The organism is Orrella marina, assembly GCF_003058465.1.
Lineage (GTDB): Bacteria > Pseudomonadota > Gammaproteobacteria > Burkholderiales > Burkholderiaceae_B > Algicoccus > Algicoccus marinus.
On the sequence record NZ_CP028901.1, the window covers coordinates 1,650,969 to 1,671,925 of the forward strand.

Sequence of the window (20,957 nt, forward strand, 5' to 3'; positions counted from 1 at the left end):
TCAGGCAGGTGACTGCCAAGGCTTGGTTGTAACGGGCGCACCCGGACGGATCTTCTGAAATCCTTCAACGACCACTTCATCATTCGGCTCGAGGCCTTCGGTGATCAGGATCTTGCCGTCGTAATTGTTTCCGGTCTTGACTGGCACCATGACTGCAGCACCATCTCGCACGACATACAGATTGCTTAATCCGTTGGGAGCACGCTGAATGGCCTGGGGCGGAACCGCAAGCGCCCTGTCATTCACACCTTGCTCCACCCGGACCCGGACAAACATTCCCGGCAGCAACACATCATCGGGATTGTCGACCTCTGTGCGCAAGACGACCTGACCGGTGCCAGGGTCAACTGTCGCCCCGGTAAAAAGCAGACGAGCTGACTCCGGGTAAATGGTGCCGTCGTCAAGGACCACCTTGACTTGTGCAGCATCGTCTGCGACTTGCACAAGCTGCCCATCCCGAAATGCCTGACGCAACCTCGAGAGATCAGAGGTCGACTGGTGAACATCGATGTAGACCGGATCGAGTTGCTGGACCAGTGCCATACGTGTCGCAGTCGACCCTTCCACCAGAGCGCCTTCAGTCACCAGGGCCTGCCCGATACGACCGTCAATCGGTGCGGTTACACGCGTGTAATCCAGGTTGATACGGGCATTCTCAAGCGCTGCCTTGACTGCCAGCACATTGGCCTCAGTCTGCTGGGAACGCGCCACTGCATCGTCATACTCCTGGCGGCTGACAGCGTTGATCTTGACCAGCGGCTCGTAGCGCGTGGCCAGCAGACTCGCTGCCCGTGCATCGGCCCGGGCTCTCTCCAGGTCTGCCGCAGCTGCCTGATAAGCTGCTTCGTAGGGTGCCGGGTCAATCTCGAACAGCAAATCACCCGCCTTGACGTCTCCACCCTGTCTGAAAAGAACGCGTTTAACGATCCCGGTCACACGGGCACGAACCTCCGCGTCCCTGACTGCGCTGACCCGCCCAGGCAGGTCCGACGTGATGACCGCTCTTTCAGGGACAACCGTGACGGTGCTCACGAGTGGCGGTGGTGGCTGTTGCCCTTGTTGTTGTGAGGGTTCACAGGCTGCAAGCAGCACGGCAACAGAACCGACTGCAACCAAACGAATAACCTTGTGTGAGGCAGAGCTCATTGAGTGTATCCAACTGTCCGAGTATGAAATTGAAATCAGCAACAGCTCTCCCCGAAGCCTGTCGGTCAGGGAAGATCTGTCAATTTGAAACGGCAATCATTCTCAAATCCGAGAAATGACTGCCCAACCGAGCCCGCAGAGCAGAGCATCCGCATTACTTCTGCGTAGCTGGCACTCCGGAACCCGCGAGAAACGGGTACTTCCTAAAAATGTCCGCAACCAGCGGATCAATGTACACAGCCGAAGAGGCCTGCTGCGCATTATCGAGCACAGCAGTTGCGATGCCCTCCCAGACCATCTGCTTCTTGCGCGCATCAATCAGGTCAATGTTCAGCACACCCTCCGTGTACTGAATCAAGTCCGGACCAAAATCGTAACCAGGCCAGGGTCCGTACCATCCCATCCGGTATCCATAGTAGTTAGGCCCCCACGGCATGGGAGGTGGGGGCACGTACTCCGTACGCTCACGCACCTGTACCTGAAAGTTCAACAGCAAGTTCGGGTCCGCCGGATCATAGACGTACCCTTTCTGCTCCATCTGCAACCGGGTCGCCGTCTTCAATCGCTCCGTAACGAGTGTCGAATAGCCTGCGCGGTCAGTGCCTAACGTGCTCATGAAACCGAAGGTGCGGTAAGAAGCGAAGTCAGCTGACCGATCATAGTCACTGACAATGCTCGGTCCTGATGCGCACGCACTCACGCCCAGGGATATCGAGAGGATCAGACCTAGCTTTAGAAACGTACGCATACTGCCACCTCTGGTTAACCCGAATAATTTATCACGATGCAGTTGCAAAGCGCTCGCGCAAAATGTTTTTCTGAACCTTTCCCATGGCGTTTCTAGGCAACTCCGGGACTTGACAAATCCGTTTTGGAATCTTGTAGTTCGCCAGTCGAGTCTTCAGATCAGCAATCATGGCCACGTCATCAAGCTCATGGCCCTCGCGCGCGACCACAACAGCCATCACAGCCTCGCCGAAATCAGGATGAGGCACACCAATCACGGCCGACTCCAGCACTCCCTGCATGGCGTCTATCACCAGTTCGATTTCCTTGGGATAGACGTTATAACCGCCAGAGATGATCAGATCCTTGCTTCGCCCCACAATCGACAGGTAATCGTCAGGAATGGGCTGTCCTTCGGACGTTTCGCCACCCCAGCGCCCCATATCTCCCGTCCTGAACCAGCCATCAACGGTAAACTCCTCGCGGGTCTTGTCGGGCATTTGCCAGTAGCCAGCGAACACATTCGGACCGGTGACCTGGATATGACCAACTGCGTGCACACCGCACACCTGCCCGTCGTCGCCAACCACCCGGACCTGAACGCCAGGCAACGCCTTGCCGACCGTGCCACCGATACGATCTCCTTCGGCAGAAAGATATGGATTGGATGTCAGCATGCCGGTCTCGCTCATACCGTATCGCTCAAGGATGGTATGACCCGTTTGACGCTGAAATGATTCAAACGTTTCAAGCAACAATGGTGCCGATCCTGAGACAAAGAGTCTCATTTTTGGAATAATGGATTCATTGAATCGTCGGTCAGCCAGTAAACGGACATAATATGTAGGCACGCCCATCATCAATGTACATTCAGGTAGCCACTGCAGTGCCTGATCCACATCGAGCTTAGGCAGCCAGACCATGCGAGCGCCTGCCAGCAAGGCTCCGTGGCATGCAACAAACAGTCCGTGAATGTGAAAGATCGGCAGCATGTGCAACAACACATCATCGGAGGTCCAGCCCCAGTACACATTCAGCGTCTCGGCGTTGGCGATCAGGTTGCGATGACTCAGCATGGCCCCTTTACTTCGCCCTGTCGTGCCCGAAGTGTACAGAATGGCTGCAAGGTCCGAGTCTTCAGTCGCCACATCCACAAAATCCGCACTGTGCTTGCCGGACTCATCCATCAGAGAACCCGCACCTGCGGCATCCAGGGTCACGACTTGAAACACCCCTTTGTTTCGTGCGAGCGGATCAAGGGCCGCAAAGCTGGCAGGATCGCACACAAATACAGCAGGAGCCGAGTTCTCCAGAAAGTACTCAATTTCTGCTGGGCGATACGCAGTATTGAGTGGAACATAAGTCAACCCGGCTCGCAAAGTTGCCAGATAGAGCGCAAGCGCCTCGGGGGACTTCTCCACCTGCGCGGCAAGTCTGGATCCACGAGGCAAACCCATTGCCGCAAGCCAGCTGGCGATCTGACCCGTGAGCGTGTGCAGCTGCTGGTAAGTCCAGCACTGATCGCCCGTGTCGAGAGCAATATGCCCGGGCTGTTCGAGAAATCGTTTACTGAGGACGCTATACAAGTTGGCCATAAAAGGGAGCTCCAGATCTGCATTCAGGCTTTCAGAGAAAATCGGGAAATTCGAAATAACGGTCGGATAAAAACCGCCCCCCAGTAGCCACTAAAGACCGGTCCATCTGGAGGTGACGCCAGCAATCGTCGACGCACAATCGTCTCGTACCCGTCAAATGGACGTGATCTTACCGAGACTGCGCACCCAGCGGCGAGCCGGCAGCCGGGTCGCCGTCTCGAGCATCTCGGCACGTTCCATGAGCGCGGGTCGATTCCATTCGAGAATTGGCCCCTTGAATGCGAGCACGATCTGGTTACCCTCTTCCGCCTGCGGCATCAACAAGAGACGATTGTCGAACGCCTTGGCCAGTCGTTCAAGATTGCGTTCATAACTTTGATGGTGACCGAACAGGTTGACGCTGAGAATACCTTCAGGCTCTAGTACGCGTTGGCAATGTCGATAAAACTGAAGGGAATCACAGACCGGCCCCTGTGCCTGCGCGTCGTACAGATCAACCATCAACACACTTGCGCTTGCACGGTTCTCTGACGCGAGGACCCATTGAGCGGCATCATCAAGCACCACTTGGGTCCGATCGTCATCAGGAAGCTTGAAGTATTGCCGGCAAATAGACACGACTGCAGGATTTCGCTCAACAACAACCAGCGGGTTTGGCAGAAACTTATGGCAAAAACGGGTGATTGACGCCGCACCCAGGCCGAGCTGGGTAATGACCCGGTCGGACTCAGGCTCAAGAAACAGCAACCATGCCATCATTTGTTGAGTGTAGGCCAGATAGAGTCGCTCGGGTTTGCGAACCTGCATGGCACCCTGAACCCAGGGACTTCCGAAATGGAGGTAGCGCACTCCGACAGACTCTGACAAAGTCGGCTCGTCACCTATATATGACTGTTCGCTGGAAGGATCTCGGGCGCGAGTCATGCGAGCATCGCCAGACTGATGAGAACGGGTACGTTGAAGCAATTGGACATAATCAAGAACAGAACAAGCGGACAACAGATGGAATGTGATGGAATGTCATGACGGGACGCCATGACAAGGCATAGAGACAGGACGACATTGGAACCTGTCAGATCGATACAGGTGTGGATGCAGATGGCAACACGGCCCCTTTGGCAGGGTGCCAGACCCACGTATGGGCATCTATTAAACCCCATATTGCCAGAAATCGACACAAACGTTAAACTAGAGGGCTTAATAGATTTCCAGCTGCCTGCGTTCGTCGGTCTGCGCCCTGCTAGACCCGGACGTGATGAATCAAAAGATTCGCAATACACGCGTCATGTGATCGATCAGATGGCGAGATTGTGCGGGCACTACAGACGACTTATCAAGGACATCAAGTGAAAGAAGGCATCCACCCAGCATACCGTGAAGTCGTGTTTCTGGACCAGCAGACTGGCAACACGTTCATTTCCCGTTCGACCCTCAACTCTCGCGAAACCATCGAGATTGACGGCACGACTTACCCACTGTTCAAGTGCGATGTGACCTCTGAGTCACATCCGTTCTACACCGGGGCTCAAACCCGTATCGTTGAAACCGGTCGCGTCGAGAAATTCCGCCAGCGTTTTGCTCGTACCGCCGGCACACGCAGCAAGCCAACTGCCTGATCCAGGCGATACAGGCATTCAAAAATGGGCAGCCCTGTGCTGCCCATTTTTGTTGGCGCACAAGTACCTGACAGCCGCCTGTCATGAGGAGCGCCCGGGGAGCCCGGGTTCAGTCATTCATTGCTGCCTCTTGCATCCGGACTGGTCAAATGTGCCGATCTGCAACTTGAGAAAGCTGTCTCTGCAATAAGCTGGCAATGCGTACATATGAAAACACACAACTCACTGCCGTAGACACCCGACTGAGCCGCTGAACTGCGACAATGGCCTGTTTTTTTAGTTCGCTGCCTTCACTCGTTGATTACTCAACAGGTAATCCGGGCTTGCCGGCTATCGTTCATTGGGCGATCATCGGGGCACCGGCTGCGCTGTGACGGCGGTCTCCAGGCTGACACTCACCACGATACAAGCCGAGATCCCTGCCAGAACGCGTGCCACCAACCCTCTGTTTGCGTTTAATCCTCGCTGAATTTCACTGAGACTGTGCTGCCATTCACCTCCGCTACACCTGCACGACTGACTGCACTGGCCACCACACGACTGCCCAGGCTGGTGCTGATCGCCATTGCTACGCTGTATATTCTGATCGGGCTGTTTGAGCGAGACCCCTGGAAGACCGATGACGTCGTGGCGCTGGCTTCGATGATGACGGCAGTGGAGACCGGTGGCCTCACAAGACTGTTTCCACACATTGGCACAGCCGCCCTGGCCAGTATCGGTCCCCTTACAAACTGGGTCGGCGAAGTTTTTATCCGGATCCTGGGACCTCTGCTCGGAGATATCGCCGCCGCCAGATTTGCAACGTTATTCTGGTATGTCCTGTGCCTGGCATGCCTCTGGTACGCCACCTACCTGGCAGGACGTCGAAGCGAAGCCCAGCCGCTGGCGCTACCTTTTGGGGGGGAGCCCAAGGAAGCCCAGTATGGACGCCTGTTGGCCGACATCAGCGTCCTGTTTCTGATTGCAACTGTAGGGATCGTTCTGCGCACCCATGAAACGTCAGTCGCACCGGCTCTAATGGCCTTTCAGGCGCTCGCCCTGCTCGGTGTCCTGCGCCTGCTGGACAAGCCGTTACAAGCGTGGGCAATTCTTGCCACCGCCATTGCTGCAGCGGGACTGACCTTTGGTTTGACGGCTGCACTACCACTCGCAGCAGCGACCCTTCTGGCCAGCGTGAGCGAGCCGATAAGAAAGAGAATCGTGCAGATTATTCTCGCCGTTCTCGCTGGCCTGTTGCCGATCGCAATCTGGCTCTACTTTGTGCACTTGGTCAACCCTGAATGGGCGCAGGCCTGGTGGTTTTACAATGGCGTGCACCTGCAGCCCGGAGCCATCTCCGAGCATCTCAATCCAATCAGGGATCTACCGTGGTTCATCTGGCCAACCTGGCCCCTGGCGCTGATAGCTGTCTGGAACTGGCGCAAAAGTCTTCTGGCCCCACACATATGGGTTCCGACAGTCTTCATTGTGACCCAGTCCATCGCTATCTTGCTGGAGCGTCATGCCGGTGAGCTGGAATACATTTCACTGACCGTGCCATGTGCAATGATGGCAGCCTTTTCGGTGCCCACCCTGCGACGTGCCGCGGTCAACGCGCTGGACTGGTTTGCACTGATGTACTTCTCCGTAACTGCGGTATCGGTCTGGCTGGGATGGATTACCCAGCAGACGGGCTGGCCCACAGCGCTGGCATCAAACATCTCCAGGCAGACCGTCGGGTACACCGGGAGCGTATCCACTGGCGCGATCGCCATGGCGATTGTGATTTCACTGGCTTGGATTGCGACCGTGATATGGCGAATCCACCTGAACCCCAAAGCCGCCTGGCGCGGCGCGTTGCTGTGCGCTGCAGGGCTGACCAGCAGCTGGATCCTGCTGGTCCTGCTCTGGATGCCAACCGTCGATTACGTCAGAAGCTACCGGACCATGTCGGCCGACCTTCACCAGGCAATTGAACGTGTGCAGACTGTGGCAGGGCGGCCTTTGTGCATCAGTGCAGTGGGGCTGAGCCAAGGCGCACAGGCTTCACTTTTCGTGTTCAACAGGATTGAAGTCACAGACGACATGAGTTGCCCGCTGCTTTTACAACAGACGACAGCTGAACGGCTACGCCAGGGGATTGCAGGGTTTGACCGCAACACTGCCACGCTGTGGAGTGGATCACGAGGTGCTGACCGGTTTGACCGGTATCGACTCTTGCAAATCAAGCCCCAGCAATGACATCATCACGTCCCATGCCGACCACGCCAGGCGTGTCGGCTCACCCACTGCGATCCATTCTCAAGCAGGCCTGGCCCATACTCATCAGTCAATGGGCCAGTATCGCTTTCGGAGTGCTTGACACAGCCATGACCGGCCACGCCAGTCCGACTGACCTGGCAGCACTAGCCCTCGGAATCTCGATTTATATCACCGTGTTCATTGGCCTGATGGGAGTGATGCATGCCCTGATTCCCATCCAGGCACAGTCCTTCGGAGGCAAGCGATTTGACGAGATAGGCCAGTTCTGGAGTCAGGGTGTCTGGGTGTCCCTGCTGCTCTCGATCATGGGTGCGATGGTATTGAGTTTTCCGGACATCTGGTTGTCTGTTTCAGGTGACATCTCGCCTGCTGTGCGTGAACGCCTCGCAGAGTACCTGTTTGCGCTGACGCTGGGACTGCCCGCCGCGCTACTATTCCGAACGGTGTATTCTCTTGCTAACGCTGTGTCACGGCCCAAGATGATCATGGTGATCAATCTGGTGGGTGTCGGGCTAAAAGCATTTTTAAACTGGGTTTTCATCTTCGGCAATTTCGGCATGCCGGCAATGGGCGCTGCTGGTGCAGGCCTGGCATCCTCAATTGTTTTCTGGGTCAATCTGTCACTTGCGCTCTGGTGGGTCTACCGCACACCCTACTTCAAGCAGTTCTCTCTGACCATCAGGATGCCGGTCTGGTCGCAGATGTGGGAAATCCTGCGACTTGGACTTCCCATGGGCGCCTCTTACATGATCGAAGTCGGCGCCTTCACATTCATGGCCTTGCTAGTTGCTCGCGAAGGAACCTCCGTGACCGGTGGCCATCAGATCACATCGAATCTGGCGGCTCTGAGCTACATGATGCCCCTCGCAATCGGCATTGCAACCGCATCACTGACCGCACAGGCCATCGGTGCGCAGCAACATGAGCTCGCCCACAAAACGGGGATGACGGGATTGAAAGTTGTATTCGTGGGCGCCCTGCTGACCGCTTGCGGACTTTATTTTGGACGCAGCTGGATCGTTGCCGCCTACACCAGTGACCCGGTCGTGGCATCCATTGCGATGTCACTGCTTGTGATCTTGCCGTGGTTTCATGTCATCGATGCACTGCATTGTGCGAATGCGTACCTTCTGCGCGCCCACAAGGTAGCCATGGCCCCGCTTGTCATCCAAGGCTTCGCGCTAACTTTTGTGGGTTTGCTGGGTGGCTGGTACCTGGGATTTGGTCCGGGAGTTCAGTACATGGCGCCTTTGCGTCAGACCCTGCTCGCAGACGCACCGCCCGGTGCGGGTACCATGTGGGTCATGTCCAGCGTCGGCCTTGGTCTGTCCGGCCTGATGCTGCACATCTGGTACCGCCGCCTCATCGCCAGGAAAAACAGGGTCAGGTTGCCACTGAATCCGACTCTGGTCGATCGTGACGAATAAAGTGCTCCCGGTAGTACTGCAACTCCTGAATCGACTCGTGGATATCGGCTAACGCTTCGTGCTTGCTATGCTTGACGAACCCCTTGAGCAACTCAGGACGCCAGCGGCGGGCGAGTTCCTTGATCGTGCTGACGTCGATCGTGCGGTAGTGAAAGAATTTCTCAAGCTCGGGCATGTAGAGGTACATGAAACGACGATCCTGGCTTACTGTGTTGCCGCACAAGGGAGACTTGCCGGGCGGTACGTACCGGGACAGGAACTCGATCAGCGTCTTCTCAGCCTGTACTTCCGTCACAGTCGATGCCTTGACGCGATCAACCAGACCAGACTTTCCATGGGTTGACTGATTCCATTTATCCATGGCATCCAGAATGGTGTCAGGTTGATGAATTGCAAGAACCGGCCCTTCGGCAACCACTGTCAGATCCGGCTCGGTCACCACGACGGCGACTTCGATGATTCGTTCCTTCTCAGGCTCAAGCCCGGTCATTTCCATATCCAGCCAGACCAGGCGGTACTCGTTCAATGGCCCTGTTGAAGATTGTTGTTGCTGCGTTTGCGACATCGGTTCACCCTATAATCCATCAATATATCCGCGCACACCCTGCAACGGATGTGCAGACTGTCTCTAAATCAACTCAACCAGACTCATTCTCTCATATCGATGCAATTGCTGACCTCGCTGTTTCTAACCTTGCTCGCTCTCGAAGTGATGACCCGACTATGGCTGGCCAGACGCCAGATGCAGCACGTAAAGCAGCATCGAGAACAGGTTCCTGCAGAGTTCAGCGCAAGGATTCGCTTGCGAAGTCATCAGCGGGCGGCTGATTACACGGTCGACCGGACCCGGCTCGGAATGGTGGAAACGGTATTTGATGCTGCCGTGTTACTTGCACTCACTCTCGGCGGTGGTCTTCACTGGATTGCCTCATCGCTTGAGAGTCTGTTGGGTTCGGGCATGACGGCCGATATCGCCCTGGTTGGTGCCATCCTGCTACTGATTGCTGTTTTGCACCTGCCATTCACGCTTTATCGGCAGTTCGGGCTGGAGGCACGATATGGTTTTAACCGCATGACGCTAAAGCTCTTTATCACCGACAGTATCAAAGGTCTGCTGGTTGCGCTAGCTCTGGGGACGCCTGTTGTGGCGTTGATTCTCTGGCTGATGCAAGTCGCCGGACAAAGCTGGTGGTTCTGGGCCTGGTTCGTCTGGGCTGGCTTCAACCTGGTGATGATGCTGATTTTTCCGACATGGATTGCACCGCTTTTCAACAAGTTCACTGCCCTGGAAGACGACGATCTACGTGGACGAATCGAGGCACTCGCCAGGCGTTGCGGATTTTCGATCAACGGTCTGTTCGTGATGGATGGCTCCAGGCGATCTGCGCACGGCAATGCCTACTTCACCGGGTTCGGACGATCCAGGCGGATTGTCTTCTTTGACACGCTGCTGTCCAAGCTGACCGCGGACGAGATCGAGGCCGTTCTGGCGCATGAGCTCGGACACTTCAAACACCGTCACATCACAAAAAGAATCACCATGAGCCTGCTGACTGCCCTGATGATGTTTGCCCTGCTGGGCTGGCTGGGCATGCAAGCCTGGTTTTACACGGATCTCGGTGTTGCTGCACCAGACACATCGATTGTGGGTGCAACAGGACTCATCCTGTTCTTCATGGTGGTACCTGTATTCACCTTCTGGTTCACTCCTCTCTTGAACATGCTGTCACGCAAAGATGAATTCGAGGCTGATCGCTTTGCGGCCCACCAGAGTGACCCGGAACAGTTGGTATCCGCGCTTGTGAAGCTGTTTGATGACAATGCCGCCACCCTGACACCAGACCCGGTGCATTCAGCCTTTTATGACACGCACCCTCCGGCTGCCATCCGGATTCGCCAACTCACTGCTCCAACATGAATGCCCCCACCCTGTCAGGACGAGTCATCAGCGCACATGGCCGCCACTATATGGTTGAGCTTCAGAATGGAGACGTCCTGCTTTGCTACCCGAGAGGCAAGCGCAAGGACGCATGCGTGGGCGACTGGGTCGACATCGCCCGACAGGGTGAAACGGAAGCGTCTCTAACTGGCATCCAGACCCGAAAAAACCTGCTCCATCGATCTGATGATCAACGCACCAAACAGTTCGCGGCCAATGTCGATCAACTGATGGTTGTAGTCGCGGGCAACCCAATGTTTTCTGAGGACTTGCTCGGTCGTGCCTTGACGGGCGCGTGGGCAGCCAGCGTTGACCCCATTATTGTGCTCAACAAGACTGATGAGCAAAAAGGACTCGCCCAGGCACACCGCAAATTAGAACCCTATCGAGTGCTCGGAGTGGATGTCATCGAGATTTCAGCACTTGACGTGAAACAGGCCAGGCAACGGGTTCTGCCACGACTGGAGGGCAAGACAACCCTTCTGCTCGGACAGAGCGCCATGGGCAAGAGCACACTTTTAAACGCCCTGGTACCTCAGGCTCAGGCGGCCACTCAGACTCATTCGGTCGCACTGGGGGCCGGACGGCACACGACAACGGCGACTCGTTTATACCACCTGCCAGAAGGCACTGGTGACCTGATCGATTCGCCAGGAGTGCAAACATTTGGATTGGCGCACCTGAACGCGGAAGATCTGGAACACGGATTTCCTGAATTCGAACACGGAAGGCAGAGTTGCCGGTTCTACAACTGCACTCACCTGCATGAACCTGGATGTGGCGTGCTTGCCGACCTGAAGGCAGGTCTGGTTCACCCCGACCGCCACGCCCTCTATCAGCGCTTGTTTTCGGAAAAAGCTTTCGCAAGAACCTGATACATCCCCCTCAACATCGCGGCGGTGGCGCCCCAGATGAAGAACTGCTGCCATGGAACAGAAAAGTAACGACGCACGCCGCCGTCCGGCAGCCGAGCCAAATGGATTCTGTAGTTACCAGGATCGGTGAGAAACGCCAGCGGAACCTCAAACACTTCAGCCACCTCAAAAGCGTCTGGTGCGAGCTCAAAACCGGGCCGTACCAGAGCAGTCACTGGTGTAATGGAAAAACCAGTTCCAGTGAAATACTGGGGCAGACGTCCCACCACATCGACATGGTGGTGAGCCAGACCGGTTTCTTCCATGGTTTCCCTGAGCGCAGTTGCGACCGGATTGGGGTCCTCGGGTTCGACTCGCCCCCCCGGAAAGCTAACCTGTCCAGCATGATCATGTAGATGAGCTGTGCGCTGCGTCAACAGCACCGTCAATCCTTGCTCTCGCATGACCATCGGTACCAGTACGGCAGCTGGAACGGGAGATGTCCGACTTTCGTATCCGGCGACTGGCATCTCGCGAGGAATCTCCAGTGGAACAGGGGTAATCGGACGCCCAAGCACCGCTCTGATGAAATCCGGGCTCAGGACCTCGGCCGGTACAGCACCAAACCGGGCATCTGCCGGTTCCCATGGCTGCATCATGGGATCAAACTGCGGTCCCCTGCGAGGTCTTTCCTTAACCCGATCACCACTCAATGGTGTTGAAGACATGATTCCACTTCCTGCACTCAACGCTGCTTTTTTCGGTTACGCGTATGTAATATAAACGGATATGATATTTGACGAATACAGAGACCCGAACTTCGAGGAGTCACTTGCGTCAATACAAATTGCCTATGCTGAATCCAAGCATACACGCTGGCGTCAACTCCTTGACGACGGGCCTCCCCGATCTATTGAACACGTTTTGCCACAACTGACATGCAAAGTGCCTGAAAGACAAAGTTCACCCACTCCTGGACTCACAAGCTACTCAGTGAAATCTGAGAATCGCGAGCCCCTATCGTTTGACGTAGACGCGATTGTGTTCCGACATTCTTCTGAATCACCGACTGACCTCACTCGATCCTCCAGGCGGAAGTGCCAGCGTAATCTCTACACGTAGGTTGATGGCTCGTGTTTCTGGCGTCAGGTCAGCCACAATGGGCCGCGTGTCAGCATAGCCGACTGTTCTCAGACGTTTGCTATCGATTCCGTTGGATTGCAGATACCAGACAACACTGCCCGCTCGTGCACTCGAAAGCTCCCAGTTAGAAGGGAAGCGCGAGCTTCGAATTGCTACCGAGTCGGTATGGCCCCCAATGGTGATCGTGTGCGGCCCATTCCTGACCAACTGTGAGCGTAAGCCCCTGACTTTAGTCATGGGGTGGTTCAGGGCCGAAACCAGAGTTTGAGTTGGCGCGTTGCCGCGCCAGCGGTTTGGGCCTCGCCACCACGCCCGTCCCAGGCGTGTGCGCATCGATGAGGACCACCAATGCGCTGGATATCTCGGTACTGATCAACAACATCAAGACGGCCAGTACCCGCCGTGCCAGAAACCGCCGAGCCAGAAACCCCTATGCCGAACACATTGCGGCTTTCTACAAGAAACCGCAGTTCTGGCACCGCGCCTGTTTTGTCGGCAGTGTCGGCGGCGTAACGTTTGAGACAGTGCGTGCCTGTGTCGACGCTCGGGGAACCGAAGAGCATGCCCGCAAAGCAGTCACCAACGCCAAGGCAAATGGCCCAGGACCACCCAGAACCAGACCGCCCGCTTGCCCCCCTCCTGTCAGGTCGGCGTCGCCTAAGGGTTCGCACGCAAACCAGACGGACCAGCAAGGGGAATACGCGGGCAAGTGTTCAAATTCGCTTACAGAACCAACGGCGTAAAGTTTAGATGCTCGAGCGCCAGACCAAGATAGTGTAAAAATGGGGCTCCCCTTGGCAGCGGGTTGCCTGAGCGTTAGTCTTAGGCGTTCGTTCTATGCTGCGCCTCAAGGCCCAGTCCATCTTGCCGTTATGGTGACATCCCGCAGGGGCAAGTCAGTCCTCAGAGATGGAGACATAAACTAGCTAAAGAAGCGCATTGCGCCCAGCATTCCAGGATCGCGATGCTCATGTCCAAAGTTCCTGCACACCTGTATTCAAACTGACTCATTGAACACCTCGCGAGTTGACCATGACCCAGAACTATCTTCATACGATCAGCCTCCAACAACGAACCTGGCTTGCCTCACCCACTCAGACACGTGAGCAACGGATACTTTTGAGTATTGACGGGCTTTCATGCGACGGTATCGAGAACAGGATCCGCTCGCTTGTGGAGGAAAACAGGAGCATTCACGATGAGCAGTGCTTCAATCTTGACCCAGCCTCCAACATCATGAATCCGCAAGCAGAAGCGATGTTAAGTGCAGGACTGAGCACCCGACCGTCGCTTGGCTACCCAGGTGCCAAATATGAGACCGGACTCGAAGCCATCGAACAGATTGAAGTGATCGCATCAAGCCTGGCCTCGCAGGTCTTTGACGCAAGACACGTCGAACTGCGCGTTGCTTCTGGTGCCATGGCCAATCTTTATGCATTCATGGCAACTTGCTCACACGGTGATGACATCATTGCACCAGCCAGCGCGATCGCGGGGCATGTCACGCATCATGAAGCGGGATGTGCCGGACTGTATGGTCTCAGAACGCATGACGCTCCGATCGACCGCGACCGATACACTGTGGATCTGGATGCGCTACGAAAACTCGCCCACGAAACACGCCCTAAACTGATCACAATTGGAGGCAGCCTGAATTTGCTGCCCCACCCAGTTGCCGACATTCGCGAGATTGCTGACGAAGTCGGGGCGAAGCTACTATTCGATGCCGCGCACCAATGTGGCCTGATTGCAGGAGGTGTCTGGGAGAACCCCCTCTCACAGGGTGCGCATATCATGACGATGAGCACCTATAAGAGTCTCGGTGGCCCCCCTTCCGGAATGATTCTTACACAGGACGAGGAACTCGCACAGCGAATCGAAGCAATTGCGTTTCCCGGCATGACAGCGAACTTCGATGCCGGCAAGACAGCAGCACTGGCAATCACGTTGCTAGACTGGATCACATACGGACGCGACTATGCCCGCACAATGGTAGATGTCGCCCAGTCACTTGCGATGGAGCTACACAACCGAGGACTACCGGTCTACCAACCTGAAGACTTGCGGGACACCGCCACCCTGTCGCACCAGTTTGCCCTGCACGCACACCCGTGGGGCGGAGGTCAGAACGCGGCAGCCCACCTGCGACGCGCCGGATTTCTCGCGTGCGGTATTGGATTGCCGGAGTCGTCGCTCGGTTGCGATGAGGGCGAGCCGAACGGGGTGCGATTCGGCACACCCGAAATTGTCCGCAGAGGACTAAGGGTTCAGGACACGCGCGAACTGGGACAACTCATTACGCATGCACTACAGACTGATGCCCCTGAGACGGTTGCCGCGGACACAGCACGATTCAGGATGCAGTTTCAGGGACTGCATTTCATGCGCAATACACCGGTGCCCAAACCCTGACTGAAACCGCCAGCACCAGACAGGAAGACGAAAAAAAACACCCCGTAAAAACGCTGGGGTGTTCTTGACTCGAAATCGACTTCAAGCTGAACGACAGCATGAGCCGCCGTGTCCAGCTAATGAAAATCAGGAAGCAGTCGCCTTTGAGACCGAGCGACGGACCAGCTTTTCCTTGATACGGGCCGACTTGCCGGAGCGTTGACGCAGATAGTAGAGCTTGGCGCGACGGACATCACCACGACGCTTGACTTCGATCGAAGCGATCTGGGGCGAATACAACTGGAAGGTCCGCTCAACGGCCTCACCAGAGGAAATCTTGCGAACGATGAACGCGGAATTCAAGCCACGCTTGCGTTTGGCAATCACCACACCCTCGTAGGCCTGGACGCGCTTGCGTGTACCTTCAACCACGTTGACGTTCACCACAACGGTGTCACCCGGGCCGAACTCGGGCAATTGTTTCCCTTCTGTCAGACGAGCAATTTCTTCTTGCTCAAGAATAGCGATCAAATTCATTTAAGGCTCCATACGCATCTTGTTCGCAGCGAATGCGGTCTGCACGAGACCGGCTTGTGAAATTGTTAAATATCCGCTGGACAGAGGATGCAAACAAGTTAGCCCGCAATTATATCGGTTTCTGCGAGTCTGTGCTTTGAACCGATGCCCCCCTATCCTGAAAACATACGCCAGTCCTGGCGAGTCGCAAAGATGCCAACCGCCACCAGCATCAATAACCGAGATACGACCCCATCCACATCAGACCAGGAATCATTGCTGCCCAGAAGAGAACCAGCATGACATCGGACTTGAATGAAGCAGACTGTTTTTCTCGTAATGCTTCGTTGGCCCTGGCATATGAAGAAGCGTGCACGCTGGTGGCAGAAAGACTTGTCATCGTTCATCTCCGGAAGTTTCTGTTTCGGACTGCCAGTCTGAGGTTGACTGATCAAAAAACTGATTTCTTAAACAGTACTGTACACAACATCACTGCTGATTGCAATAACAGATAACTTGTGTTCTGTAGGCCCGTTCTACCGGATAGAGACAGGTGGCGAGCTTCGCAAGTAATTCTGAGATCTTGCCGGCAGGTTCGCCTCTACGCAAAATACGGGTCGAATCGTACTCACGGTGACCAGACAGCCACACGCGTGTTCGCCCAGTCACCACCGAGTCCCCTATTTTTCTGTGGAGTCCAGCCAATGCATTCTCGTTACACCAGCAGCCACGCCTTGTTTGACGTCCTGTCTCAAGCGGGCGTCGATCGAGTATTCCTGGTACCAGGAGAAAGCTATCTGGGTCTGCTCGACGCGCTGGTTGACTTTGCGCAGATTGACACCGTGACCTGCCGTCATGAGGGCGGAGCAGGTTTCATGGCGGTCACAGATGGTCGACTAACCCGACGTCCCGGCGTGGCACTGGTCAGTCGCGGACCAGGTGCCTCAAACGCAACCATTGCGGTTCACACGGCACAGCAAGATGCTGTTCCCATGATTCTCCTGATCGGACAGATCGCCGAGAAAGATCTGCGCAGAGAGGCATTCCAGGAGATCGACTACCAGCAGATGTTCGGATCAATCGCGAAATGGGTATTTGAGTGCAGACACCCGGAACAGCTAGGTGAAGCGGCGGCCAAGGCGGTCCGGGTGGCGACGTCAGGTGTACCCGGACCAGTCATTCTGGTCGTGCCGGAGGATATCCAGCAGCAGGAGGTCGAGCCAGCCATCACGTCGGCTCAACTGCAGATTGCCGGCATCCCGGATCATCGCACCCGCCAGTCGATCACCGACGCAATCAATCAGGCACAACGCCCACTCATCATGGCTGGCGGCGCATTTGATGTTCCCGGCGGTCGCGAAGCTCTGCAAGCCTTTGCCGAACATTTCCAGATACCCGTGATCTTGTCATTTCGGCGTCACGACATCCTGGCTCACGATCATCCGCTATTTATTGGCACGATGGGACTGGCCAATCCTGCACGCCAAATGGCGTTACTCGAACAGTGTGACTTCCTGCTCGCGCTCGGCACCCGGCTTGGAGACATCACCACACAGAACTATGTGTTTCCCCGATACGGCCGGGCTCGACAGAAGCTATTGCACTGTTATCCCGACAGTCGGCTGATCGGGTGGGACACCGAGGCCGATTTTCCGCTGGTAGCTGACCCTGTCGGCTTCGCCAGAGCCATGACAGGACACGATGCCAGCTGCGAAATGCGCGACCAGAGCTGGCGCGAGGCACTTCGAGCTTTCCACACCGAATATGTCCAGTGGCCCGCGCCACGCACACTTGATGATGGGCTGGACTTTACACAGGTCGTGCGTGCCGTCATGGACCATGCCACACCCGACGCCATGATCTGTCTGGATGCAGGAACCTTCGCTGCACCTGTCTACCGCTATGCATCTTTTATACAGGAGCGTCGATTGATGGCTCCACTGGCAGGTGCAATGGGGTACGGCACTCCCGCAGCGCTGGCCTGCGCATTGCGTTATCCAAAGCGCCAGGTCATCTGCATCGCAGGTGACGGCGGAATACTGATGACCGGTCAGGAGATGATTCTTGCAGTCGAGAGGCAATTACCAATCGTGATGATTGTTTCGTGTAACGGAACCTATGGATCGATCCGGCTGCATCAGGAAGTTCACTATCCTGGCCGAGTCAGTGGCACAAGCCTGCATAACCCGGATTTCGCGGCGATGGCAGAAAGTTTCGGTATGCGCTCACTGAGACTTGAACACAGCCGTGACATCAACCAGACCATCGCTCAGGCGGTACGTGAGCAGGGTCCGGTTCTGATTCAAGTCCAGAGCAGTCTGCGCGCCATTCTGCCGCACACCCCCTGAGCACATCACTCAGAACACGGCACCATGTAGAAAAATGGCAATGGATCCACCGTCACGACCGTCCAGGACGGGATGAGGAGCAAAAGAGGTAGTCAACAAAAAAGCCAGACGTCAGTCTGGCTTTTTTGTTGCTGGCTAACCTGATTCAACCTTTAACGACGACTCGCAGACAAGACTCAGCGTGTGAAAAAGGCGGGACCACCCACACGAGGACAACCCGCCCAGACCATCATGATCAGACAGTCTGCACCTGCGGTTGAACATCATCGTGATTGTCGCGGTTACGCCACAACCACATCATGATCAACACCACAATCGGCGCAGCTACGGCCGTCACTACCGGATTGCCAAAGACCAGCGAGATGCACAAGACATTCAGAACAATAAAGATCGGCCAGGAAATCTTGCGTCCGAAATACCCCGTGTAGGCGGCGGCAAGTCCAGTCAGCGCCACAACCATGCCAAAGAACGCCACCAGGAAAGCACTCCAGGTGAAGTCAACGAACAGCAGCGCTGGTGTGTACACGAATGCAAACGGCACCAGTGCCTTGCCCATTGACAAACGGAACGCAGTCATGCCTGTTCGCATCGGTTCAGAACGGGCAATCCCCGCGGCCGCGAAGGCTGCCAGCGCAACAGGCGGTGTGACATCGGCTAGCACCCCGAAATAAAACACGAACAGGTGTGTCGAAAGCTGCGGCACGTCCAGTTGAGCCAGCGTGGGTGCAACAATCGAAGCCAGAATGATGTAAGTCGGAGTCGTGGGAACACCAGCTCCCATCACGATGCACGCGACAGCAGTGAACAGCAGACCAAAGAAAATGGTGAGCTGCTTCATGTCCAGCAGATTGAGGAAGTCAAATCCCTTCACCCCCAACGCAACTGTTTCCGAGAGGTTCAAGACAAATGACGAGAATTTGAACCCCATGCCGGTGAGCGTCATGATGCCCAGTACAAAGCCCACGCAAGCGCACGCCGCACCAATGCCCAAAGCCGTCTTGGCACCCATTTCGAAACCGATGATCAGACCCCGCGGGGTGATAGGCGTTCCTGCCATCGTTCGACCATATTGACCTAGAAACTTCGGAATCCATGAGCAGACGATGCAAAGAATAATGCCCCAGAAGGCGGCCAGGAACGGTGTGTACTGCATCAGCAGCAGCGTGACCATGACAAGCAGCGGAATGAACAGGTGCCAAGAAGCCTTGAGAACCTTCCAGGCGTCCGGAATATCGGCAGGATCCATCCCCTTCAAGCGCAGACGTCTGGCTTCGAAATGCACCATCAGCAAGATGGCAAGGTAATGCATGGCAGCCGGAATAATTGCAATCAACACCAGCGTCGAATACGGAATACCAAGGGTTTCAGCCATGATGAATGAGGCGGCGCCCATGATCGGCGGCGTAACCTGGCCTCCGCAGGATGCCGCAGCCTCAACGCCGCCAGAAAAACGCGCTGGGAAACCGACCCGCTTCATCATCGGGATGGTCATCACCCCTGTCGTGACGGTGTTGGCAATCGGTGATCCGGAAATCATGCCGAACAATCCGGAAGAAACCACTGAAACCTTGGCCGGGCCACCTGAGAAGCGGCCTGCAGCAATTGTTGCAAGATCGACAAACAATTGTCCCAGACCGGTCAGTTGCGCCATGATGCCGAACAGCACAAAGTGAAACACGAAAGTGGCAACCACACCGACAGGGATGCCGTAGATGCCTTCGGTACCTTTGTAAAGGTGTGCCACCACTCGTGGAACACTGTACCCACGGTGAGCGAGATCGCCTGGCAGATAAGGGCCAAAAATGCCGTAAAGGACAACCGCAACGGCGAGTAGAGGCAGGAACACGCCCATCGTGCGCCGGGTCACTTCCACGACCATGATGATCGCCAGTACACCGATCATGAGATCGATCGACGTATGGTCTCCCGGACGGTCAATGAAAATGTCCTGAAAAAAGACAATCAGATACAGCGAGAAACCACTTGCCACGACAGCAAAGAACCAGTCTCGCAGGGGAATGTGTGTATGGCTGCCATCTAGAGCCTTGAACGGCATGGCTAGCACACTGATCAAAAGCACCACACCCATGAAGATCCAGCTCGTAACTGGATCAAGATCAGAACCAAGCTCGTCGACCAGCCACCAGGCAAGCAGCATGTAAAAAACGCCTAGCAGCGTCGGCACAATCCATTCCCAAATGCCAGGCAAGGCCTTCTGGCGCGGAAAGACGAGAAAGCAAAGGCCGAGCACAACTGACAGATGGATTGCCCTGTGCTCAATCTCGTTATGCAGACCGAAGCCTGCGGTGTAAAGGTGCCAGCCCGAGAGCGAGACAGACACGATGGTCACAAACATCGCAGCCATGCCGGCCAGATTCCGGAAATTCGACTCCGGATCGTATTGCTCGATCAACTGGTCGACGTTGGGCGCAGCGCCCTCATCTGGTTTATTGTTTTCTGATTTCACTGCATACCTCAAATGAATCGGATTGACTGTCAGTCAGGCGGACAACCTTCAAGGGTGATGCGCACTGAGGACTCGCTCAGGCTTGCGATCCGGATACGGCCGATCGGCCAGACCAGATCAATTTCTTGCTGCGGCAGAGGCAACTGGACCAGTGGATCGATGACTCGATTCAGGGTCAGTCGCCAACCATCACCGACTCGCTCATACCGCTCGCCGGGTGCTGTGGCACCATAGGGCAGACCATAGCCCTGCCCTTCAAATGTTTCCTCGATCAGGAAAGCCCGCCACTGCTTGCCATCTGATCGCATCTCGTACAAGTCGCTGACCCTTGTACCGAGCACTGAATGAATAAACTCGACCGAGAACTGCACCGGCCGTTGCTGCATCAGGATACTGGCCAGCGGCAGGCCAGTCCGATGCTGCGTTAATGTCAGGTAGCACGCTTTCTCCGGGGGTGACTGGGCCGCAACTGGCGTCCCGCCCACCCCCAGAGAAAGCGCCACCAGAAGTGGTGGCGCGAGACTGAAACACCGTCTCCTGAACAAGGC

19 protein-coding genes are annotated in these 20,957 nt (G+C 55.8%); 8 read left to right on the plus strand and 11 right to left on the minus strand.

Features of this window, described 5'->3' with window-relative positions; all coding sequences use genetic code 11:
• The 4 genes from DBV39_RS07370 to DBV39_RS07385 all read right to left on the minus strand — a co-directional run bounded on the left by DBV39_RS07370 (position 1) and on the right by DBV39_RS07385 (position 4,391).
• Complete coding sequence (locus tag DBV39_RS07370) at positions 1–1,146, minus strand: efflux RND transporter periplasmic adaptor subunit (RefSeq protein WP_108620985.1); 1,146 nt, start codon at positions 1,144–1,146, stop codon at positions 1–3.
• A gap of 154 nt (positions 1,147–1,300) precedes the next feature.
• Positions 1,301–1,894 carry a DUF4136 domain-containing protein gene (locus DBV39_RS07375; protein ID WP_108620986.1) on the minus strand — a complete coding sequence of 198 codons (594 nt, stop codon included), beginning with the start codon at positions 1,892–1,894 and terminating at the stop codon, positions 1,301–1,303.
• Positions 1,895–1,925: 31 nt separating this feature from the next.
• The gene (locus DBV39_RS07380; RefSeq protein WP_108620987.1) at positions 1,926–3,467 is read right to left on the minus strand and encodes a malonate--CoA ligase; all 1,542 of its coding nucleotides are present in this window, start codon (positions 3,465–3,467) and stop codon (positions 1,926–1,928) included.
• Positions 3,468–3,620: 153 nt separating this feature from the next.
• Positions 3,621–4,391: a spermine/spermidine synthase domain-containing protein gene (locus DBV39_RS07385; RefSeq protein WP_108620988.1), complete on the minus strand. Its 771-nt coding sequence runs from the start codon at positions 4,389–4,391 to the stop codon at positions 3,621–3,623.
• Positions 4,392–4,813: 422 nt separating this feature from the next.
• Here DBV39_RS07385 and DBV39_RS07395 point away from each other — a divergent pair, with 422 nt between their 5' ends.
• The 3 genes from DBV39_RS07395 (at position 4,814) to DBV39_RS07405 (ending at position 8,751) form a co-directional block, all read left to right on the plus strand.
• Positions 4,814–5,083 carry a type B 50S ribosomal protein L31 gene (locus DBV39_RS07395; RefSeq protein ID WP_108620990.1) on the plus strand — a complete coding sequence of 90 codons (270 nt, stop codon included), beginning with the start codon at positions 4,814–4,816 and terminating at the stop codon, positions 5,081–5,083.
• A gap of 483 nt (positions 5,084–5,566) precedes the next feature.
• Complete coding sequence (locus DBV39_RS07400; protein WP_108620991.1) at positions 5,567–7,303, plus strand: glycosyltransferase; 1,737 nt, start codon at positions 5,567–5,569, stop codon at positions 7,301–7,303.
• Positions 7,300–8,751, plus strand: a complete 1,452-nt coding sequence (locus DBV39_RS07405; protein ID WP_108620992.1) for an MATE family efflux transporter — start codon at positions 7,300–7,302, stop codon at positions 8,749–8,751. The genes DBV39_RS07400 and DBV39_RS07405 overlap by 4 nt, the downstream gene beginning before the upstream one ends.
• Here the strand turns inward: DBV39_RS07405 and orn are convergent.
• A complete protein-coding gene (orn, locus tag DBV39_RS07410) occupies positions 8,708–9,316 on the minus strand; it encodes an oligoribonuclease (RefSeq protein WP_108620993.1) in 609 nt (202 codons plus the stop codon). The two genes, DBV39_RS07405 and orn, sit on opposite strands and share 44 nt — an antisense overlap.
• A gap of 99 nt (positions 9,317–9,415) precedes the next feature.
• On the opposite strand from orn, the gene DBV39_RS07415 reads away from it, so the two are divergent.
• Together DBV39_RS07415 and rsgA are read left to right on the plus strand one after the other, a co-directional pair.
• Positions 9,416–10,669: a M48 family metallopeptidase gene (locus tag DBV39_RS07415; RefSeq protein WP_108620994.1), complete on the plus strand. Its 1,254-nt coding sequence runs from the start codon at positions 9,416–9,418 to the stop codon at positions 10,667–10,669.
• Positions 10,666–11,565 carry a ribosome small subunit-dependent GTPase A gene (rsgA, locus tag DBV39_RS07420; protein ID WP_108620995.1) on the plus strand — a complete coding sequence of 300 codons (900 nt, stop codon included), beginning with the start codon at positions 10,666–10,668 and terminating at the stop codon, positions 11,563–11,565. The genes DBV39_RS07415 and rsgA overlap by 4 nt, the downstream gene beginning before the upstream one ends.
• Here rsgA and DBV39_RS07425 read toward each other — a convergent pair.
• A complete protein-coding gene (locus tag DBV39_RS07425; RefSeq protein ID WP_108620996.1) occupies positions 11,526–12,272 on the minus strand; it encodes a CoA pyrophosphatase in 747 nt (248 codons plus the stop codon). The two genes, rsgA and DBV39_RS07425, sit on opposite strands and share 40 nt — an antisense overlap.
• A 334-nt stretch (positions 12,273–12,606) precedes the next feature.
• On the minus strand, positions 12,607–13,020 hold the full coding sequence (locus DBV39_RS07430; RefSeq protein ID WP_108620997.1) for an OmpA/MotB family protein: 414 nt from the start codon (positions 13,018–13,020) through the stop codon (positions 12,607–12,609).
• 2 nt (positions 13,021–13,022) lie between these two features.
• Between DBV39_RS07430 and DBV39_RS19890 the strand changes: the two genes are divergently transcribed.
• On the plus strand, positions 13,023–13,430 hold the full coding sequence (locus tag DBV39_RS19890) for a transposase (RefSeq protein ID WP_227870853.1): 408 nt from the start codon (positions 13,023–13,025) through the stop codon (positions 13,428–13,430).
• Between the two features lie 289 nt (positions 13,431–13,719).
• Entirely contained in the window at positions 13,720–15,099 is a 1,380-nt protein-coding gene (locus DBV39_RS07440) for a serine hydroxymethyltransferase (protein WP_108620998.1), read from the plus strand.
• 126 nt (positions 15,100–15,225) lie between these two features.
• Here the strand turns inward: DBV39_RS07440 and rplS are convergent, their stop codons facing one another.
• Positions 15,226–15,615, minus strand: a complete 390-nt coding sequence (gene rplS / locus DBV39_RS07445) for a 50S ribosomal protein L19 (RefSeq protein WP_108620999.1) — start codon at positions 15,613–15,615, stop codon at positions 15,226–15,228.
• 211 nt (positions 15,616–15,826) lie between these two features.
• Positions 15,827–15,994 carry a hypothetical protein gene (locus tag DBV39_RS19455; protein WP_159078857.1) on the minus strand — a complete coding sequence of 56 codons (168 nt, stop codon included), beginning with the start codon at positions 15,992–15,994 and terminating at the stop codon, positions 15,827–15,829.
• Positions 15,995–16,298: 304 nt separating this feature from the next.
• Between DBV39_RS19455 and DBV39_RS07450 the strand changes: the two genes are divergently transcribed.
• Entirely contained in the window at positions 16,299–17,942 is a 1,644-nt protein-coding gene (locus DBV39_RS07450) for a thiamine pyrophosphate-dependent enzyme (protein WP_108621000.1), read from the plus strand.
• 235 nt (positions 17,943–18,177) lie between these two features.
• Here DBV39_RS07450 and DBV39_RS07455 read toward each other — a convergent pair whose 3' ends face one another.
• Together DBV39_RS07455 and DBV39_RS07460 are read right to left on the minus strand one after the other, a co-directional pair.
• Positions 18,178–20,409 (minus strand): TRAP transporter permease, encoded by a 2,232-nt coding sequence (locus tag DBV39_RS07455; RefSeq protein ID WP_227870854.1) that lies wholly within the window; start codon positions 20,407–20,409, stop codon positions 18,178–18,180.
• Between the two features lie 29 nt (positions 20,410–20,438).
• Positions 20,439–20,954: a DUF1850 domain-containing protein gene (locus DBV39_RS07460; protein WP_159078858.1), complete on the minus strand. Its 516-nt coding sequence runs from the start codon at positions 20,952–20,954 to the stop codon at positions 20,439–20,441.
• Positions 20,955–20,957: the final 3 nt, after the last annotated feature.

Coding starts and splice junctions, on each gene's coding strand:
- rplS (WP_108620999.1), bottom strand. CDS start 15,615: ATGAATTTGATCGCTATTCTTGAGCAAGAAGAAATTGCTCGTCTGACA.
- orn (WP_108620993.1), bottom strand. CDS start 9,316: ATGTCGCAAACGCAGCAACAACAATCTTCAACAGGGCCATTGAACGAG.
- DBV39_RS07450 (WP_108621000.1), top strand. CDS start 16,299: ATGCATTCTCGTTACACCAGCAGCCACGCCTTGTTTGACGTCCTGTCT.
- DBV39_RS19455 (WP_159078857.1), bottom strand. CDS start 15,994: ATGACAAGTCTTTCTGCCACCAGCGTGCACGCTTCTTCATATGCCAGG.
- DBV39_RS07425 (WP_108620996.1), bottom strand. CDS start 12,272: ATGTCTTCAACACCATTGAGTGGTGATCGGGTTAAGGAAAGACCTCGC.
- DBV39_RS07415 (WP_108620994.1), top strand. CDS start 9,416: ATGCAATTGCTGACCTCGCTGTTTCTAACCTTGCTCGCTCTCGAAGTG.
- rsgA (WP_108620995.1), top strand. CDS start 10,666: ATGAATGCCCCCACCCTGTCAGGACGAGTCATCAGCGCACATGGCCGC.
- DBV39_RS07370 (WP_108620985.1), bottom strand. CDS start 1,146: ATGAGCTCTGCCTCACACAAGGTTATTCGTTTGGTTGCAGTCGGTTCT.
- DBV39_RS07405 (WP_108620992.1), top strand. CDS start 7,300: ATGACATCATCACGTCCCATGCCGACCACGCCAGGCGTGTCGGCTCAC.
- DBV39_RS07375 (WP_108620986.1), bottom strand. CDS start 1,894: ATGCGTACGTTTCTAAAGCTAGGTCTGATCCTCTCGATATCCCTGGGC.
- DBV39_RS07380 (WP_108620987.1), bottom strand. CDS start 3,467: ATGGCCAACTTGTATAGCGTCCTCAGTAAACGATTTCTCGAACAGCCC.
- DBV39_RS07430 (WP_108620997.1), bottom strand. CDS start 13,020: ATGCGCACACGCCTGGGACGGGCGTGGTGGCGAGGCCCAAACCGCTGG.
- DBV39_RS19890 (WP_227870853.1), top strand. CDS start 13,023: ATGAGGACCACCAATGCGCTGGATATCTCGGTACTGATCAACAACATC.
- DBV39_RS07385 (WP_108620988.1), bottom strand. CDS start 4,391: ATGACTCGCGCCCGAGATCCTTCCAGCGAACAGTCATATATAGGTGAC.
- DBV39_RS07440 (WP_108620998.1), top strand. CDS start 13,720: ATGACCCAGAACTATCTTCATACGATCAGCCTCCAACAACGAACCTGG.